Here is a 19,697-nt window from a genome sequence, read left to right on the forward strand (position 1 = left end):
ATTAACTGTACTTCTTTGCTTTTTATTCTTTTATCTTTGCTTTAATGAACATCATAGAAAAATATTTCTCAAAATATCCGGAAGAAAAAATCATCAGATGGTTTAAACAAATCTGCGTTGCAGAAGCTATTTCGTGGTTTTTCCTCTTTACAGCAATGGTCTGGATTCGCCTTGAGCCGGAAAGTGTTTTCGCCATTGTGTACATCAGTACTGTTGGGAGCATTCACGGATTATTTTTCACACTTTACCTTATCTTTCTTCCTGCAATTAGAAATATATATTCTTGGGATGATGAGGATTCTATCTTTGCTTTGTGTGCTGCTTTTTTTCCATTTGCGACGATTTGGGTTGATAAAAAACTGACGAAGAAAAATCGGGATCAATGATGAAAATCAATCCGTAAAAATGTCTTTTTGTGACTGATTTTATTAACTTTAGGAAATGAAATCGCTTTTTGTATATCTTGCATACAATAACTAATTAGACTGGCGATTGCATATGACCATAGAAAAAAATTAAAATCTGCATATGAAAATCACCTTCTTCTCCACCAAACCTTACGACAAAGAATTCTTTGACAAAGTCAACCAGGATTTCAATTTTGAACTCGAGTATTTCGAAACGCATCTTGGTCCACATATTTTGAATGTCATCGAACATTCCGACGCCGTTTGCGCTTTCGTGAATGATACTTTGAATGCTGAAGTTCTGGAATCACTTTCCAAAAAAGGGGTAAAATATATTGCTCTGCGTTGCGCCGGTTTTAATAATGTAGATTTGGAAGCTGCGAAACGTCTGGGAATGCGCGTTTGCAGAGTTCCGGCTTATTCTCCAGAAGCTGTTGCTGAACACGCAATGGCGATGATTCTTACACTTAACCGAAAAACTCATAAGGCGTATAACCGCGTTCGTGAACAGAATTTTTCTTTGAACGGACTGATGGGATTCAACCTTTATCAGAAAACAATTGGTGTTATCGGAACTGGAAATATTGGTGCTGCTTTTGCGAAAATTGCTAAGGGATTTGGTACGAAAATTTTAGCTTATGATGTTGCAGAAAGTCAGGAATTGAAAGGTTTGGGAATCGAATATGTTTCTTTGGACAAACTGCTTTCTGAATCTGATATTATTTCGCTTCATTGTCCGCTGATGGAAGCTACACATCATCTGATTAACAAAGATTCCATTTCCAAAATGAAAGAAAATGTGATGCTGATCAACACCAGCCGTGGCGGATTGGTTGATACAAAAGCCGTGATCGATGGTTTAAAATCCAAACACATCGGTTATCTCGGAATTGATGTTTACGAGCAGGAAGAGAAATTATTTTTCCGCGATCTTTCCCACACGATTATCGAGGATGACACAATCCAGCGGTTGATGAGTTTCCCTAATGTTTTGGTCACCGCGCATCAGGCATTTTTCACGGAGGAAGCTTTGCATCAGATTGCGACTTCTACCCTTTCCAGTCTTTCTCACTTTGACAAAAATGAAACATTTGAAAATCTGAATGCTGTTTTAGTGTAGAGTTTCATTAATAAAAAAAATATTCCGTTCTCAATCGGCGGAAACTTAGGCCTTTGCAAAAATTTGCAGAGGTTTTTTTATTTATTTTAAATCTTGATGTAATGAAATTTGACTTTCAATTGTCTAATCTATAAACTGAGTAGAAATTTTTATAACTGATAATCAATGCGTTAAAAACAAAGCTAATTTTTATTTACTACTTTGTATTGCATAATACTAATAATATAATATATCTTTGCAATATCAAATAGTAATAAAAGCCAACTACTTTAAAAAATAAATTATGAAAGCCAAGATCCTCATCGCCGTTATTTTTTTCTCAGGAATGATTACCGCTCAGCAAACCAAAACTGACTCAGCCAAAACAAAAAATATTGAAGAAGTAAAACTTAGTAAAAAAGTCTTCGTGAAAAAGTCTGACCGATTTGTTTACGATGTTGCCAACTCGCCTATCGCAAAAGGAACGAACTCATTCAATCTTTTGCAGCAGACACCAATGTTGTCCAGCACAGATGGAAAAGTTTTCAAAATTATGGGGAAATCCAGCGTTGTTTTTTACATCAATGGTAAAAGAACACTGATGGATGCAGAAGCAATTACTGAAATGCTGAAAAATACACCTTCAGAAAATATTCAGAAAATAGAAGTAGTGACTGTTCCGGGAAGTGAGTTTCAAGTAGAGGCAAACGAAGGCGTCATTAACATCGTGATGAAAAAATCAAAAACGAACGGCTACAACGGTACTTTGAAAATGAACAACAGCCAAAGTTTTTACAACAACCCTTCTTCCGGAATAGCCTTCAATGCGAGACAGGACAAATGGTCTTTCAACTCCAACTTCAATATGGGAAGTTACAGAGAGCGAGAAAAATACACGCTGACCAACGGTGATTCGACTTTCCGAAATGAGTCTGTCGGCACAATGGATGATCCGAACAAAAATTATGGTGGAAGCATCAATATCGATTATGAAATTAATAAAAAACAGAATCTTGGATTCAGCTATAACGTGCGTTACAACAAGAGTTTCGGTTCTGTGTTGGATATGACGAATTTTGAAAATGGGCAACTGTCGAACAGAACTATCAATCAGGAAGATGCACAGACCAGAAACCACAATTTTAATTTGAATTATGAAATTAAAACGGACACGCTTGGAAGCAAATTGAGTTCAAATGTTTCCTATTTGTGGTTCAACAGAGATAAAGTGAGTCTTGGCGAAACGTTTCCTTTCGTAGTCAGTGAGGAAAATACTTACAGAGCATTCCAACAAGCTGTTCCTCAGATTATTAATAATTACGCTGCGAACATCGATTACATCAAGAAATTCAGAAATGAAAGTACGTTTGCGATCGGAACAAGCTATAATTTCACCAATACGGACAGTGATACCAGACAAAATGATTTCATCGGAAATAGTTTTGTTATTAATACCAATCTTTCCAATCACTTCATTTATAAAGAAAATATCATCGGAGCCTATGCCACTTACGAAAGAAAATTCTCTGAGAAATTCAGTGGAAAGTTGGGGACAAGATTTGAAGCGACAATCAGCACGGGTGACGTTGTAGGAAAATCAGATATCGGTTTTGAAAGAAATTACAACAATCTGTTGCCTTACGCTACTTTGAATTATGCCGTTAATGAAAATAATAACATCACGTATAGTTTTTCCAGCAGAGTAAGAAGACCTGGTTTTGGACAACTGAATCCTTCCAGAACTTACTTTACGCCAAGCAATTACATTCAGAACAATCCTTTTATGCAGGCTTCAAAGAATTACAATCAGGAGATCAATTATATGTACAAGAATGCTTTCTATGCTAATTTGAGCTTCAATTTTGCAGAAAATGCCTACAGCCAACTGCCTTTGCAGGGAACTGAAACAAAAATCCAGAGAGACGAAAACGGAAATCCGATCCTTGGATCTGACGGACAACCTGTAAAAATTACATCAAAATTCCTCAGATACATCAGAACCAATTATGGTAACAACAAACAGTTGGGATTGACTTTGGGAATGAACAAATCGTGGTTTGGCGACATCTGGACAACCAACTATTCCGCCAATTTTGAGTACGCAACAATCTCCGGCGGTGTAACAAAAGATCCAACTTCGCAACTACTTCCAGGAGACACAGAAGAATTGCAGCCTTATGTGATTGATATCAAAACATTGAATATGTTCTTCCAGGCCAACAATGTGATCAGATTATCATCGAAAAAAGATTGGTATGCAGGGATCAATTACTGGATGATGCCATCCAGAGAAATGGAAATCGGAAAACTTAGAACGCAACAGAGTCTGGATCTGAACATCAAGAAAATTATGGGAAATTTCACTTTCCTTGTAGAAGTGAATGATATTCTTAATTCAAACATCGATGACATCAGAACTACACAGGCTAACGGAAGTTACAACAGCGTGAGAAGCTTCAAATATGGCAGAGAACTGAACATCAATGTGACTTACAACTTCGGAAATCAGAAACTGAAAAAGGCAAGAGAAGTGAAATCTGCGAACGATGCTATCAAGTCCAGAACTTAATCATTATCAAAACTTTAACTCTCAAAAAATAAATTATGAAAACTCTCAATACCAAACTATTTTTAGGATTAAGCCTCTTCTCAGGAATCTATCTGAACGCTCAGGAAAAACCAAAAACAGATTCTGCCGTAACCAAAAATATTGAAGCTGTAACGCTCACGAAACAAGTCTTCAAAAAGGAAAGTGACCGTTTCGTTTACGATGTTGCCGCCTCTCCGGTTGCTAAAGGAAATACCGCTTTCAACATCCTGAAACAAACGCCTTTGGTTTCTTCGACTGACGATAAGACTTTGAAGATCATTGGAAAAAACAACGCCGTGATTTTCATCAATGGAAGAAAAACCAATATGGATGCTGAGTCTTTAACTCAATTTTTGAAAAATACGCCAGCGGAAAATATTCAGAAAATCGAAGTGATTACGCTTCCAGGAAGTGAATATCAAGTGGAATCTTCTGACGGCATCATCAATATCATTCTGAAGAAAAAAATGACTGACGGATTGAACGGAAATATGAGAATGGGAAATTCACAAAGCTATTACAACTCTTCCTACGCCGGACTTTCAATTAATTATAGAAAAGACAAATTAGGGATCAGTTCCAACATCAATATGAGCCAGAATATTCAGGAGCAATATTATATTTTACGTAATGGAAATGACCGATCTAGCAATCAATCTGAAGGTAGAGTTTCTGACCCCAATAAAAATCTAGGTGGCTACTTGAACATTGATTATCAATTGAATGACAACAGCAACTTGGCCCTGACCTACAACTCTTGGGCAAACAGAAGTTACGGCTCAACATCCAATCTCTTCAACACCGTAAAAAGTGATTCTGCCGGCATCAGCAACATCAAATATAATTACACCAAAAATCTGGAAAACTCCCGTTCTTACAACAATTCTGTGAACTTGAACTATGAATGGAAAACCGATACATTGGGAAGTAAGCTGAACTTGAACGCTGCTTATCTTAATTATAAAAGATTTCAAAATGCGGATAACGTCACTTATAATTCTAATGCATTTCAGACGATTGGAAACCGAATGGTGCAGATCACGCAAAGTACACCTCAGATCATCAACAACTTTTCTTTCCTGGGCGATTACATCAAGAAATTTAAAAATGATCTCACAGTTTCTGTCGGAGGAAATTACAATAAAACCAAAACAGACAACGATACAAAAAGTGACACCTTCATCTACACTTATAAAGACAATGGAGATTTGGACAAAATCGTGCCTTCTTCCAATCCAAACCACTTCATCTACGACGAAAATATCTATGGACTTTATCTGACACTTGAAAAGAAATTTTCCGACAAATTCTCCGGAAAATTAGGCTCCAGATATGAAGTCACGAATAGTGTTGGTAAATCCGACAATGCGGATTTCAGTAATGTTGAAAGAAATTATAATAATTTTTTGCCGTATGTAAGTCTTAATTATGCAATTAATGATAAGAATAATATTTCTTACGCTTTCTCCAGCAGGATGAGAAGACCAAGTTTCTGGGAACTGAATCCGGTAAAAAATATTTTGACCGATGTGAATTACACTCAGAATAATCCTTTTGTGAAAGCATCTTCAGTTTATACGAACGAGTTCACTTATATGTTTAAGAATTCTTATTTCTTTATTGTGAATCATTCATTATCGAAAGATGTGATTACTCAAGTTCCTTTGCAAAGAGAAGTCATAAAAAATGGAGTCACTACCAAAGAGTTGCGATACATCAGAACCAATTTCGGTGATAAACAAGAGATGTCTGCAATGCTGGGAATGCAGAAAAACTTCTTCAAACAATATCTGACTACCAATTTCAACATCGGCGTTCAGAGAAATGTGAACAACGGCTCACTAAATACTGATCCAATTACAGGCGATGTTTTCCCGGATTATGTGAATAAAATTAAATCTAACAGTTTATTAATTCAAACCAATAACACAGTAAGACTTGACAAAAAGAAAACCTGGTTCCTAAGCGTAAACTATTGGTATGTTGATAATCAGCAAATTGAAATCGGATATCTGAAATCTTTGATGAGCCTTGATACAAGCATCAAAAAAGTCTGGAATGACTGGACCTTCAATCTGGAAATATTTGATATCCTGAAAACGAATAAAGTGGTGATCACAGACCAGCAGGAGAATGGAAACTTCAATTACATCAATCAGAATCAATACAACCAAAGCGTCAACTTCAGTATCACTTACAACTTCGGGAACAAAAAAGTCCAGAAAATAAGAGACATAGACAGCGCAGACAAAGACATAAAAAACCGCACCAGATAACTACATTATATATCACGTTAAATTTTTCAAAAAGAAAATCCCGTCGAGTTTTATTACAAGACGGGATTTTTGATTTTATTTAATGAATTTTAATGCTGATGAACTTCTGACAAAGTCGGTCCGGAAGGAATCAAATCTCGGGCCTCATCGTTATCTGCAAACTGCTCAAAATATTTAATGTATCTCGCAGCCAGATCTTTCGCTTTCTTTTCCCAATCGGAATTATTCTCATAAGTATCTCTTGGATCCAGAATATGTTCGGAAACATTCGGAAGAGAAGTTGGGAATTCCAGATTCATAATTGGAACGTGGTCTGTTTCCGCTTTATCAATGCTTCCGTCAATGATTGCATCGATGATCGCTCTTGTATCTTTTAGAGAAATTCTTTTACCGGTTCCGTTCCAACCTGTGTTTACCAGATAAGCTTTTGCATTGTGCTCTTTCATTTTACCAATCAAAGTCTTGGAATACATTGTTGGATGAAGTGTCAAAAATGCTTCGCCAAATGCCGGAGAAAAAGATGGCGTCGGTTCCGTAATGCCAAGTTCTGTTCCTGCTAATTTCGAGGTATAGCCACAAAGGAAATGATACTGCGCCTGGCAGTCTGTCAAAATTGAAACCGGAGGCAAAACTCCGAAAGCATCGGCAGAAAGATAAATAATCTTGCTTGCATGACCAGCTTTTGATGGCAAAACAATTTTGCTAATATGATAAATTGGATAGGAAACTCGCGTATTTTCCGTAATAGATCCGTCGGTGTAATCTACATTTCCTTCTTCATCAGTAATGACATTTTCCAAAAGTGCATCTCTTCTGATGGCGCCGTAAATATCGGGTTCTTTTTCTTTGCTAAGGTCAATCACTTTCGCATAACAGCCGCCTTCGTAATTGAAAACGCCATTGTTATCCCAGCCGTGTTCGTCATCACCAATCAAATATCTTTTTGGATCAGCTGAAAGCGTTGTCTTTCCTGTTCCGGAAAGTCCGAAAAAAACCGCAACATCGCCCTTCTCACCAACGTTTGCAGAGCAATGCATTGATGCCATTCCTTTCAACGGAAGGTAATAATTCATAATGGCGAACATTCCTTTTTTCATTTCGCCACCGTACCATGTTCCGCCGATGATCTGCATTTTTTTCGTCAGATCAAACATTACAAAAACTTCGGAATTCAAGCCGTGTTGTTCCCAATTTGGATTTACAGATTCTGAAGAATTGATGACCACAAAATCCGGCTCACCATAATTTTGCAGGTCATAATTGGAAGGACGGATGAACATATTCATCACGAAATGTGCTTGCCAAGCCACTTTGGTTACGAATCTTACTTTCAGCCTGGTGTCTTCGTTTGATCCGCAATAAGTATCAATGACATAAATACTTTCGTCGGAAAGGTCTTTGGTCACGATGTTTTTCAGTTCATCAAAAACCTCTACCGTTGTTGGCCGGTTGATGGTTCCGTCCCACCAGATCGTATCCTGCGTAACTTTGTCGTTGACAATGTATCTATCTTTTGGAGATCTGCCTGTGAAAATGCCCGTTTTTACAGCCACTGCTCCAGATTTAGTCAAAACTCCTTTGGCAAAACCGGAATTTTTCGGATCCATTTCTGCCTGGAAAATTTCTTCGTAAGTTGGGTTGTGGAAGATTTCTTTGGGATTGAAAATGCCCTGACGTTCAAGATAAGATTTTAGCTTGTCCATTTTTAATTTTTTTGAAGATTAAAGGTGTTGGGACAAATGTAAAAATATCAGCGAACTATGAAAGTTTTAATTCAATGATTTTCATCAGTTGAATAAAAATTCATAATTAATTCACAATCAGTTAATTAATTCTCGCCACGAAAATATTTTATCGAAACCTTGCTTTTTGAAATAGGCTTCATAATCTCCAAATTTGGACGTGAGACCGAAATCTCCGCCCCAGGCACCCAAACTTTTGACAAAGCTGGGACAGTTTTGGAAATATTTTTCTTTCACGGTTGGGATTCCGAGAAAATCGGAAAGTTTTTGCTCGTGAATGGTCATCAATTGTGAAAATTCTTCCAAATTCTTACTTTTGACAATCATTTTGGTTAATTCAGAATATTCATTGATTAATTCCGTTGAAGTCGGCTTTGATCTGTAATGTGAAATTCCCTCGCGTGTATCTTGTTTTTGATTGAGATGGATAAAGATCAAATCGTCTTTAAATTTCGGATCAAAAATCACTTTCTCATAAACTCTTTCCGGAAAGCGGCTGTAAAGAATCGCGGACTTTTCCTTTGCCACCGCAACGTCGTAACCACTTCCGCCAAGGCTAATTTCATTCAGAACAAAAGGATCGATTTCTGCCCATTCACCAAGATTGCTCATTAATGTAGAGCTGCTTCCCAATCCAAAATCAGGTGGAAACTGGAGATTGGTTTTGAAATGATAAGAAATATCACTTTTAAATTTAATATCAGAAAGTTCCTGAACATTTTTCAAAACTTTCAGAATAAACACAGACGCTTTTTGATCATTGGTTTTAATGATGGTCCAAGTTTTATAATCAATGACCGTTTCAAGCCATAACTGATCCTGATGATAAGCATTCCAGTAGATTAATGATTTGCCATCTTTTTCTTCGGTAAAAAAAAACTCTTGTCCTAGCTTTGTGGGAACAGCCAGGACAAGAGCACCATCTACAGCGACATATTCTGAGGTAAGCATTAATTTACCGGGAGAAAAAATTCTCTTCATATGAACTGTTAAATTTTAATTTTTATAAAGAACTTTAGAAAAATGAGGTGTCACTCCTTCGGAGCTCTTCTCAAAATGGATAATCATTTTCTACAAACATTTCACTCCTTCGGAGCTTCTACAAAAATGGTTAATTAATTTCTAAAGACATCTTTTCTCCGAAGCTGAACAATTACATTGCCGAAGCTACGGAAACCTCTGAATCGATTTTTTTGATCAAACCCTGAAGTGTTTTTCCCGGACCAACTTCTATAAAATTATTAGCTCCGTCTTTTATCATATTTTGTACACTCTGCGTCCATTTTACAGGACCGGTCAATTGTGCAATCAGGTTCTTTTTGATTTCTTCTGGATTAGAAACTGCAGTTGTAGTGATGTTCTGATAAACAGGAATCATTGCTTTTCTAAAATTTGTTTTTTCAATAGCAGCTGCCAATCTCTCTTGAGCCGGCATCATCAATGGCGAGTGGAAAGCGCCATTTACGGGCAGGATCAATGCTCTTTTTGCACCAGCCGCTTTCAAAGCCTCACAGGCTTTTTCTACAGATACTGTTTCTCCGGATATTACTAATTGTCCCGGACAGTTGTAATTGGCAGGAACCACAATTCCTTCAATTCCAGCACAAATCTCTTCAACTTTGGAATCTTCCAAACCAAGAATTGCGGCCATAGAACTTGGATTAATGTCGCAAGCCATCTGCATTGCCTGAGCGCGTTCGTAAACCAATTTCAGACCGTCTTCAAAAGACAAAACACCATTTGCCACCAAAGCGGAAAACTCGCCTAAAGAATGTCCGGCCACCATTTCTGCGCCTAGACCATTAGCCACTTTCACTGTTGCTACAGAATGTAAAAATATCGCAGGCTGAGTAACGCTGGTTTTTTTCAGGTCTTCATCTGTTCCGTTAAACATTATAGAAACAAGGTCGAAACCAAGAATCTCATTGGCAGAATCCATCAAGTCTTTCACATCTTTTCGGGAATCGTACAATTCTTTTCCCATTCCTACATACTGCGAACCCTGACCAGGAAATACAAGTGCTTTCATATATTTTTATAAATGATAATTGATGATTGATTATTTCATCAATGTTTTAAATTTTATTTTAATACTAATTTTGAATATTACGAATTCTGAATCACTTATCATTCATCGCCTATCAACCATTATCTACTGCATCAATCTTACCACTCTGTAACCATTGTTGATGTACGCACCATTTGGTTTCGCCTTTACAAATTCGAATTTTGTAGCCAGCTGAGTCTGTGACTTATTGATTTGTTTAAAAATTTCTCCTTTTTTATTTTCTCTTGTCAGCATATCATTCATCACATCAAAACCGATCACGGCATATTTGGATGGTGTTTTGCAATATTTTGCTTTATAGGCTGCAAGAATTTCTTTTTCAAAATCGCCGTCGTAATTGATTTTTCTGTCCATCAGATAAACCAGACTTGCTTTGGAAAGGTCATCAACATTTTTTTCAAAACTTGGGCTGTAAAACATACTGAAAGCTTTTACACCATCGGTCTGTTTTCCAAGTGCAATGATTTTTGAAGCAAATGCACTTCCTGCAGATTCATCATCGTCAGCCAAAACAGCAATCACGGGAACAGATTGTCCTGTCATCATATTGTTTTCCAACTGAATGTCAGAAGACGAATTGACGATTACAACATTCGCTTTTGATAAAGATTTGTCCAGACCAGCTTTGATGGCATTTGCATTTGCTTTGGAATTATCTGCAACAATATAAATTTTCTGATCCTGATAAACCTGAGAAACTTCTTTCACAATTCTGTCAGAATAAACAGAGTTTTCGGTTTCGATAATGATCAGATTGCTGTAATCAAAAAGATCCGGAGAATTTGCAAAAGGCGCAACTACAGGAATGCTTTTTTGTTTTACATAATTAAGCACTTCCAAAATACTCGATTTGAAAAAAGGTCCTACGATCAAATCCGTATTATCCTGATTGATCTGAGAAAGACTGTTTTTGAAGGTATTTTCATTTCCTGCATCTACAACTTTGATGTCCAGTTTTTGTCCGTTTTTCGCATTTCTTTCAGCAGCTAATTTAGCGCCGGTCAAGAAATCCATAGACATTGTTCTGTATTTTGCATCGTTGGCATCAAAACCGAACGGCAGCATCAAAACTACGCTCAGAACATCACCGGCTTTTTTGGAATACATCGGATCCTGTTTTTTGATCTTTAATGTCATTCCGGCTTTCAAACCGTCAACCAGGTTTGGATTAAGTGAAATCAACTGATCCAAAGTCACATTGAAATGGTTCATAATGCTGAACATCGTATCGCCGCTCTGAACGGTGTAAGTCACGTAATCATCTTCTGAAGTAGAAGTATTTCCAGATGCAGAAGACGATGCGCTTGGTGCAGCAGTCTGCGTTTGAGTGCTTGCAACTGTTTTTGTAACAGGAGCAGAAATTGTATTACTTTGAGAGTTATCTTCAACATTTATAGCATCCGCTCCAGAAACTTTGATAGTTTCGCCTGGTTTCAAACCTGTTGATTCTAATCCTGGATTGAGTGCAAATAATTGTTTCTGAGTCAGATTGAACTGTTTGGAAATTTTGTAATAATTGTCTTTTGCCTGCACAACGTAGAACCCTTTTGCCGGTTCCGAAGCTGCAGTTTCAGTTTTTGCAACCGGTTTAGTTTCAACAACGGTTGTCGTCTGGGCAACATTTGACGAAGAATCCGAATATCTCTGGATATTATCCAAAGGCAAAGTAATCTTATCTCCGATTTTCAGATTAGAATCCAGTTGCGGATTCAGTTTTCTGAGATCAGCTTCGGATATTTTGTATTGTTTTGTGATGCCATAAACAGTTTGCTTTGGCTGCAAAGTGATTGTTCCTGTTTTGCCGGAAGACGCTACAACCGCTGCAGGCGTAGTTTTTGGAGTTACCGTTTTGGTTGAACTTCCTGTTTTGGAAATTACCAAAACATCACCGATTTTCAGGCCGCCTTCTTTTTTGGAAGGGTTTAGCTGATACAATTCATCGATTGACAGACCGTACTGTTTGGAAATTCCATAAGGTGTTTCCTTCGGCGCCACGGTGTGCGTCTTCTGAGCTGACAAACCTAAAAAGGCGATAACTGCGGATAAAATGAAAATATTCTTTATCATTCTTTTTTAATAATGATACAAAAATAATGCTTTCAGATTAAATGGGCGACATTTTATTTCAGAACAAATCAGAATGTGTTCCGGTTCTAATTAATGTGATTAATCTTATTTCCTCTTCCTGATCCCAAACCAAAAGCCAGTCGGATTGAATATGACATTCCCAATAGCCTTCATAGTTTCCTGAAAGTTTGTGTGCTTTGTATTTTGGAGGTAAGATTCCCTCAGCTGCTAGTAATGAGACAACTTCTTTCAAAAGTTCTTCGTTCAATCCACGCTTCAGAGACTTTTTAAAATCTTTTTTGAATTTGTTTGAAGCAATAACTTGATACATCAGCTTTTCAGTTTTTCAAATAACTCTTCTACGCTGTCTGCCTTTATAAGTCCTAAACCTAATCGTGCATCAGCAATTGCTTTTTCTGTTTCCTTGTTATAGCGAGGTTTTTCGTCTTCTTTAATAGTGACTCCTTTTTCTTTTTCGGAAAGTAGTTTTGCCATTTCGAAAAGTAATTTTCCTGCTTTTGTGCGTTTATTAATTGTAATGGTTGTCATAACAGCAATATTTTCGTCCAAACAAATATACAAAATTTGGAAATCAATTTTTTGTAAATAATGCTTTCAGATTAAATGGGGGAAATTATTAATTCTGATTTTTCAACATTCATTTTTTTGTAGCAGTCATCAATCCATTGCTTGCCAAAATCTGCGTAGAACACGCTGAAGTTGAAAACTCTTTCCTGCCAGTTTCCGCCGGGATGAACTTTTAGAAAAAGATTCTGCATCTGATCAAAACGCTCGGACTGTTTTATTTTTTCAGCTTTCAGAAGGCGTTTCTGCATTCTTCGGAAAGATTTTAACTGACGGGTTTCTTCTGCTTCTACTAAATTTGAAAAAGTCTTTTCAGTTTCCGACGCTTTGTTTTTTAGCTGTGAAAATGAATTTATTAACTCAATTTCTTTTTCGGCAAGAAGTGATTTTAGTTCATTATTTTCAAGAATTTTCTGATTTAGAACTTCGGCAAAATTTTCAAAGAAGTTTTCAATTTTCAAACCTGAGTTTTCAATTTTTCTGAAAGTTTTTTCTTCTTGGAAAAGCATTGAATTTCTTGGAACCAAAATCGGAAACGGAAGATTGATAGATTCGAAATGGCCTTTTAATTCAATCCAATACATAATCTCTGCATTGCCGCCAACATAAGCCAAATTTGGTAAAACAGATTCCTGATAAGCCGGACGAAGCACAGCATTTGGACTGAATTTTTCCGGATGATTTTCCAGTTCGTCCAGAATTTCTTCCTGAGTAAACTTTAAATCTGTGTCGATAATTTGATATTCATCATTGATATTCTCAATTCGGTTTCGGGTTTCTGAAAGATAAAATAAATTGATCTCTCTCGGATTTACCTGAACTTTGTGATATTCTTTTTCCAGAAATTCTCTCTGAGATTTTGTGGTTTCAAAGAGTTGGTTTGATAATAATTCCTTTTTGAAAATATCTTTAACCTGAGATTTCAATTCTTTTGAATTTCCATCGATTGTCAGTAGTCCGTAATCTGCAAACAATTGGTTTACTAAATATCGAATGGCTTGTGTGTGCGAATTTCCTTTTTTGTAAGCATTTTTTACCCAAAGAATCAATTCGGTTCCGTAGAGATTGTCTTTGAATTCTTTTTCAAATTCCTGAATGAAATATTGGTCTTCGATTTTAATATTTCCGACATCGCCTCCGGAATTGCCTTTGATCTCGTAATAATGCTCACGGGTTTTGAAATGGTCTATCTCTTCGAAATCGTGATCTTCAGTTGCCATCCAAAATATGGGAACGAAATTGTGATCCGGGAAATTTGATTTTAGAAATTCTACTGTTTTTATCGTCTGCAAAATTTTATAAACGAAGAAAACCGGACCTGTAAAGAGATTGAGCTGATGTCCAGTTGTTATCGTAAATGTATTGCTTTCTTTCAATGAGAAAAGAAACTCCAACTGTTTTGGTGACAATTGAGATTCTTGATTTTGCGAGAAAATAGTGTCGTAAAGAACTTCCCTTTTCTCATCAGAAAATGAATTCTGTTTCTCTACAATTTGATTTTTGAAATTTTCCAAATCAAAAACTTTGTTCTGAAATCCGTCCAGTTTTTGTCCTAAAAAATCTTTGATGAGTTTTGGAATGCTGGTTATATTTTCGAAATCAATTGTCATTTTGTTGATGGTTGTTGGTTGATGGTTGACAGGTCTTTCTGATAACAAATCTTCGTTGTTTGCAGAATCCCGCAGCCCGACTTGAACGGAGCTCTTTTTTGTTATTGCGATTTATGAAAAGTTCTATTGATTGCTTCACGCCATTCGCAATAACAAAAAAAGCGGGAGTGGAAGGCGGAAATAGCTGCCATAATTAAATTAATGGAAAAGATACCACACAACGCCCAGATTGAGCCTGAAATCGTAGATCGGATAATAAGGCGATGTGAAGGATTTGTTCTGCATAAAGGTTTGGTTGATGTGCTGACCTTCTATGTAGAAAAACATCCGCTTGACTCTCATATTGAAATACACGTCTGCAATCGGCTGTCCTCCAATGGAATACGCATTGGTTCCCGGCAAAATATACTCATTAAGAATCGGTGAATATTCTCTGGATGCAAATTTTGAGAAGTAATAAAGCTTGACTCCAACCTGCACTTCTGCTGCTTTTTTGAAAGCCGGCGCCTGATAAAACAAGTTGATCCGCCCAATGAAATCCGGCATCGGCAGAAGATCCTGGTTGTTCAAAGCTTTTTGGAAAAGTACTTTTCCATTCAGGTTGAATTTGCCGTATTTTACTGTACTTTCGCCTCCGATTTGAGAAATATTAAGTGACGATGAACTTTGCTCGGGTTTTGAACTGCTGTTGAAATACGTGTAATTATCGATTTTGAAGAAATCTACAAACAGTTGTGTATCAAACCATTTGGCTAATCTCACAGTTCCTCCAAGCTGCGTAACGATCTCGTTGTTCGGATTTTCAAGATAATAATTATAATCAACATAATGCGAGGAATTTACAAGGTAATTGAAACTCGGATATGCGGACTGGAAATTGACGCGTCCTTCTACCAGATAATCTTTGATGGGTTCGAAAACCAACTGGTTTGTAGTTTTGATATAGTTTCCAAATTCTGAACCTTTGGAAATTTCGAGGAAAGATTTCAGCTGGATTTTGTCTAATAATTTGATCTGTAAATTACCGACAGCGCCAAATCTCTGTTCTTTGAAATAGCCTGGAATATTCAATAACGGAAATGCATTTTTGTTTCCAAAAGTCAAATACTGATGGCGGAAACCTGCGTCCAGTTTGAACTTTTCATTGTCCCAAACCAAACTGAAAGTATTGCTCAGATTGTTTGTGAATTTTTTATTGTAAAGCGGGAAATTCGGAATGTCGTCTGAATCGAAAAAAGCCGTATTGGCTGTAGTTTCTGACAAATAATATTTGTTTCCCTGATGATAAATCTTGTGTCTCAGTTTGAAAGGATATTTTGCCGGATCGAACGGCGAAAACTCCTGGCTGAAATAGTATCTTCTGGCGGAATAGCGAGATTCTACACCGGAAAGATTAGTTTCTATATTTTGTCTGTTGTTAAATTGAGATTCTCCATTTAAGAACACATTAAGATCTGCAATCCCTCCATTTTCCTGATTGTTGACATTCTGATGAATGTAGTGAGCATAGGCCTCATACTTCCCATTTTTCGAGAGATAATGACCACTGAATATGGTGTTGTTGCTGGATGCGAGACTGTTCTGGTAAAGACCTTGTGATCTGAGTCCCATATATTCTATCGCAAAATTGAAATTCTTGCCAACATTCTGCGTGTAAGTTGTCTGGAGTTGACCGCCATTTTTCATAGCGTTGTTGTAGAAAAATGTGGTTGTCGGGGTTTTGACATCGTAATAATTGATGTCGTTTTCGCCTTTGATGTAGAACGATTTGTTTTCCGGAAGGAGATTTAGATTCTGCTCTGCATTTTTTTCGTAGACTAAATTCTGGAATCCCGAGCCGATGTTTGCCGACTGAATCTTTCCAAAGTTGTCTTTTTTGTTGTACTGCGTTACAATATAAGATCTCTCGATAGTAAAAGTGGTATCATAGATTTTCTTTTCGGAGAATCTAGTTTTCACCTGATAATCGTTGATTGTAGGCTTGTAGATCTCCATAGAATCTTTCTCTCCTGAGTCTACTTTGATGGTATCTGAAGATAGTGTATTGGAGTCTGTTTTGTTTACCTGCTGTCCATTTATAAAAATGCTAAAAACGAACGAGAGTAATAATAAATATTTCATCAAGGAAATTTGAGTACAAAAATACTAATTATACTTAAATAAAAAATCCCGTCTCATTATAAAACGAGACGGGATTGTATTTAAAAATAATGTTGATTATTTTTTGATGAATTTGGTATTCTCAACAGAACCGTTTTTGTAAGCTGCCTGAACTACATAAGTTCCTTTAGCTAAGTTTGAAACGTTGATTTGAGAAGCACCTTTTTCTCTTTTGATAATTTTACCAGAAAGATCGATAACTGTAACTCCTGTAATTTCTTTATCAGATTTCAAGTTAAGAACGTCTGAAGCAGGATTTGGGAAAACAGACAATTTCAGTTTGTTTGCATCAGATTCTGAAACAGCTAATAGAACATTCCCTGACAATACGCTGAAAGCCGGTACCGCTACACCACCAACTTGCGCTTGACTTACACCACCTGCAAAACCTACAGTTGGACTAAGAAACTCTAAAGATCCATAATATTTACCTGGAGTAACAGGATCACTTCCAATTTCTCTCCAAGTTAAACCACCATCGTTAGAAATAGAAGATCCCGCATCAAATCCTGAACTTACATAAGTATTAGGTGTTCCAGGAACATACTCAATGTTATTAGAATAGAAAGGACCAACAGGTGTCATTGGTGCTGACCAAGTAGATCCACTGTTAGTAGTCGAATAAAGTAGAGAAACGCCATCCTCATCAGAAATCAACAAACCATTGGATGTATCTCTAAAAGCAACATCAGCAGTAAATCCACTAACAGTTACACCTCCAAAGTCAACCGCTGGTGTTTGGAAAGCTTGCCAAGAAGCACCTTTATTTGGAGAATAAAGAACTCTTCCTAAATCTGTACCATACCAGATATTATCACCTAGAACAGTAATTTTCCCTGTATAGCCAAACTCTGCACCATTCAAAGGAGCTGGAGCTGTACCAGTGGGAAGATTAGTCCAAGTAGTACCACCATTTGTAGTTGTATACATTTCGAATCTTAGGTTTGCACCAGTTCCAAATGGATCTCCAGCACAGAATCCAACGTTTTCATCCCAGAAATGAACAACGTTTGCAAAAGAGATAGCAGTACTAAAAGGCGCAGTAGTTTGTTTTGTCCAAGATGTTCCTGCATTTGTAGTTTTCCAGATTCCATTTTGTGCTCCTGATCCTGAACTTACTAGCCAAGCAGTAGTTGCAGAAATTGGGTGCATATCACCAATTGTAGCTGCCGCAACCGGGCCTGAAATTAATTTGTTAGCCCAAGTATTACCACCATCAGTTGATAACCCGATATATCTACCGGTATCAGTTGCTGATGCAGATGCTGTATCGCTAAACCAGATTGTACTTGTGTTGACTGCTTTAAGAGCGTTTACAAAATGTAAAGCAGGAGCTCCTGTTGTTTTTGTAACCCAAGATTGAGCTTGAGAAACACCTACCATCGAAACTAAGGCTAAAGAAAGTAATATTTTTTTCATAATTAAAAAATTTAAATTTATGTAAATATAGTAATAAATAATGTTTATCGGTAATCTTATCGAAGAATTTAATGTTAAAGTTTGCGATAACACTAATTTTAAAATAAGAATGCCTTTTCATTTCTAAAAAAGCATTCTTATGATTATAAAAGATATAATACAGATTAATTATATCCTGGGTATTGTTTTAAGTTCGGATTTGCATTTATTGATCCCTGTCCAACTGGAAGAACAAATAACTTATCACCAGCGGGAACATTACAATTGGAAACACAATTAGTTGCTTTTACTATTGGAAGGTTGTAACGTTTTAGATCCAAGAATCTTTGCCCTTCTCCATAGAATTCTTTAGCTCTTTCTGTTAAAATATCTGTAAGTAGAGCAGCTCCAGTACTGGAATAAAGTTTACCTCTTCTCTTCGTAGCAAAGCTGTTCAATTCTGTAAGAGCAAGAGCCTGCTGACCTGTGTGATATAATGCTTCAATTCTATTTAGTTCTGCCTCCGCAAATCTTAGCACTTTGATGTTTCTAAAATACGGCTGTTGATTGCTAGCCGCATCAGCACTTGTTAATCTTGGATATTTATTTGTCCAAAATCCTTTAGGTGTATCAGTAGCCGGAGCTCCAGTTGAAATCAAAAGTGATGTAGCACCTGTTGCTGTTGCACCTCTTCTCACATCTGTAGATGTAGTTCCTGTTCCTGTAGTAAAGGTATTGTAAAAATTTTGAGTGAATAACAAACATCTTCTAGAATCCAATCTACTGTAATATCCCGGAAGAGAAACATTAGAGCCTATTCCTGTAACTATATTGGCATTATCATTCTGGTCAAGCTCCCAAATTGTTTCAGATTGCCCTTCAGAAAGTGCATCATTAGTAGAAGCAAAATAATTAAAATAGTCAGCTTGAGCTACTGGTTCTAAATTATATAATGTAGCATTATTTATAATGTCATTAGTATATTGTAAAGCTAGAGCTGCATCTCCAGGTGCTCTCCTGGTAAGATATACTCTAGATAATAGTAGCTCAGCACCAGCCTTTCCAAGAATAGATTTAGAAGTTGATGTAGCCGTTATTCCGTTAGCACCTGCTGTAAGATCAGAAATAATCTGCTCATAAACTTGCGCAACTGTAGATCTTGCCGGTTGGATCAAAGAATCATAATTTCCCAAAACAATAGGAACTCCATACTCTTGATTAACACCTGAAGCTGGGGATGGCGAATAATAATTTACTAATGTAAAATAAGCAAAACCGCGCACTATTTTAGCTTCAGCTTTTATCCTATCTACATTTGCATTGCTTGCAACAGTACTATTGATTACAGTATTACAGGCCACAATAACATTGTACATCAAACCATAGAATCCGATATCTCCTTGAGTTGCACTATAAGTTTTATTTGCAGTAAACAAGTAAGATGGATTTTGAGTTGATACAAAGAGATTATCTCCTAAAAGATCACCGGCAATCATTGCTTCTGTTCCATAAGCACTGGTGGAGGATAAATTAAAATAAGCCCCACTTAACAGCATTTGTATTTTTTCCTCAGTTAGAGGTTTTTCAATATTATCTAAACTTTGAGATTCAAGTTCCAAATCTGATTCACTACAAGAATTTGTAAAAGCCAGACATAATAATGATGATGCAATTAAAATATATTTTTTCATTTTC

General features: G+C 36.7%; 14 protein-coding genes. 4 read left to right on the forward strand and 10 right to left on the reverse strand.

Annotation, left to right across the window (positions count from 1 at the left end):
- Positions 1–44 precede the first annotated feature (44 nt).
- The 4 genes from LUD75_RS05445 (at position 45) to LUD75_RS05460 (ending at position 6,372) form a co-directional block, all read left to right on the forward strand.
- Positions 45–386, forward strand: coding sequence for a DUF3817 domain-containing protein (locus tag LUD75_RS05445; RefSeq protein WP_232704646.1), 342 nt, complete (start codon positions 45–47; stop codon positions 384–386).
- A 142-nt stretch (positions 387–528) separates the two neighbouring features.
- Positions 529–1,527 carry a 2-hydroxyacid dehydrogenase gene (locus LUD75_RS05450; protein ID WP_232704647.1) on the forward strand — a complete coding sequence of 333 codons (999 nt, stop codon included), beginning with the start codon at positions 529–531 and terminating at the stop codon, positions 1,525–1,527.
- 283 nt (positions 1,528–1,810) lie between these two features.
- Positions 1,811–4,075, forward strand: coding sequence for an outer membrane beta-barrel family protein (locus LUD75_RS05455; RefSeq protein WP_232704648.1), 2,265 nt, complete (start codon positions 1,811–1,813; stop codon positions 4,073–4,075).
- Positions 4,076–4,110: 35 nt separating this feature from the next.
- Entirely contained in the window at positions 4,111–6,372 is a 2,262-nt protein-coding gene (locus tag LUD75_RS05460) for a TonB-dependent receptor (protein ID WP_232704649.1), read from the forward strand.
- Between the two features lie 89 nt (positions 6,373–6,461).
- Here LUD75_RS05460 and pckA read toward each other — a convergent pair whose 3' ends face one another.
- From pckA to LUD75_RS05510, 10 genes are all read right to left on the reverse strand, one after another.
- Positions 6,462–8,075, reverse strand: coding sequence for a phosphoenolpyruvate carboxykinase (ATP) (gene pckA, locus LUD75_RS05465; protein WP_232704650.1), 1,614 nt, complete (start codon positions 8,073–8,075; stop codon positions 6,462–6,464).
- Between the two features lie 117 nt (positions 8,076–8,192).
- A complete protein-coding gene (locus LUD75_RS05470; RefSeq protein ID WP_232704651.1) occupies positions 8,193–9,095 on the reverse strand; it encodes a GYDIA family GHMP kinase in 903 nt (300 codons plus the stop codon).
- 172 nt (positions 9,096–9,267) lie between these two features.
- Positions 9,268–10,143, reverse strand: a complete 876-nt coding sequence (gene fabD / locus LUD75_RS05475) for an ACP S-malonyltransferase (RefSeq protein ID WP_232704652.1) — start codon at positions 10,141–10,143, stop codon at positions 9,268–9,270.
- Between the two features lie 123 nt (positions 10,144–10,266).
- Positions 10,267–12,249 (reverse strand): LysM peptidoglycan-binding domain-containing protein, encoded by a 1,983-nt coding sequence (locus LUD75_RS05480; RefSeq protein ID WP_232704653.1) that lies wholly within the window; start codon positions 12,247–12,249, stop codon positions 10,267–10,269.
- Positions 12,250–12,307: 58 nt separating this feature from the next.
- On the reverse strand, positions 12,308–12,580 hold the full coding sequence (locus LUD75_RS05485; RefSeq protein WP_232704654.1) for a type II toxin-antitoxin system YafQ family toxin: 273 nt from the start codon (positions 12,578–12,580) through the stop codon (positions 12,308–12,310).
- Positions 12,580–12,798 carry a hypothetical protein gene (locus tag LUD75_RS05490; protein WP_232704655.1) on the reverse strand — a complete coding sequence of 73 codons (219 nt, stop codon included), beginning with the start codon at positions 12,796–12,798 and terminating at the stop codon, positions 12,580–12,582. Before LUD75_RS05490 ends, LUD75_RS05485 begins: the two co-directional genes overlap by 1 nt.
- Before the next feature lie 71 nt (positions 12,799–12,869).
- Positions 12,870–14,492, reverse strand: coding sequence for a bacillithiol biosynthesis cysteine-adding enzyme BshC (bshC, locus tag LUD75_RS05495; RefSeq protein ID WP_317207306.1), 1,623 nt, complete (start codon positions 14,490–14,492; stop codon positions 12,870–12,872).
- Positions 14,493–14,642: 150 nt separating this feature from the next.
- Positions 14,643–16,565, reverse strand: coding sequence for a putative porin (locus LUD75_RS05500; protein ID WP_232704656.1), 1,923 nt, complete (start codon positions 16,563–16,565; stop codon positions 14,643–14,645).
- A 96-nt stretch (positions 16,566–16,661) separates the two neighbouring features.
- Entirely contained in the window at positions 16,662–18,023 is a 1,362-nt protein-coding gene (locus tag LUD75_RS05505) for a T9SS type A sorting domain-containing protein (RefSeq protein WP_232704657.1), read from the reverse strand.
- 164 nt (positions 18,024–18,187) lie between these two features.
- Positions 18,188–19,693: a RagB/SusD family nutrient uptake outer membrane protein gene (locus LUD75_RS05510; RefSeq protein ID WP_232704658.1), complete on the reverse strand. Its 1,506-nt coding sequence runs from the start codon at positions 19,691–19,693 to the stop codon at positions 18,188–18,190.
- Positions 19,694–19,697: the final 4 nt, after the last annotated feature.

The sequence above is a fragment of the Epilithonimonas sp. JDS genome (assembly GCF_021261315.1).
Taxonomy (GTDB): Bacteria; Bacteroidota; Bacteroidia; order Flavobacteriales; family Weeksellaceae; genus Epilithonimonas.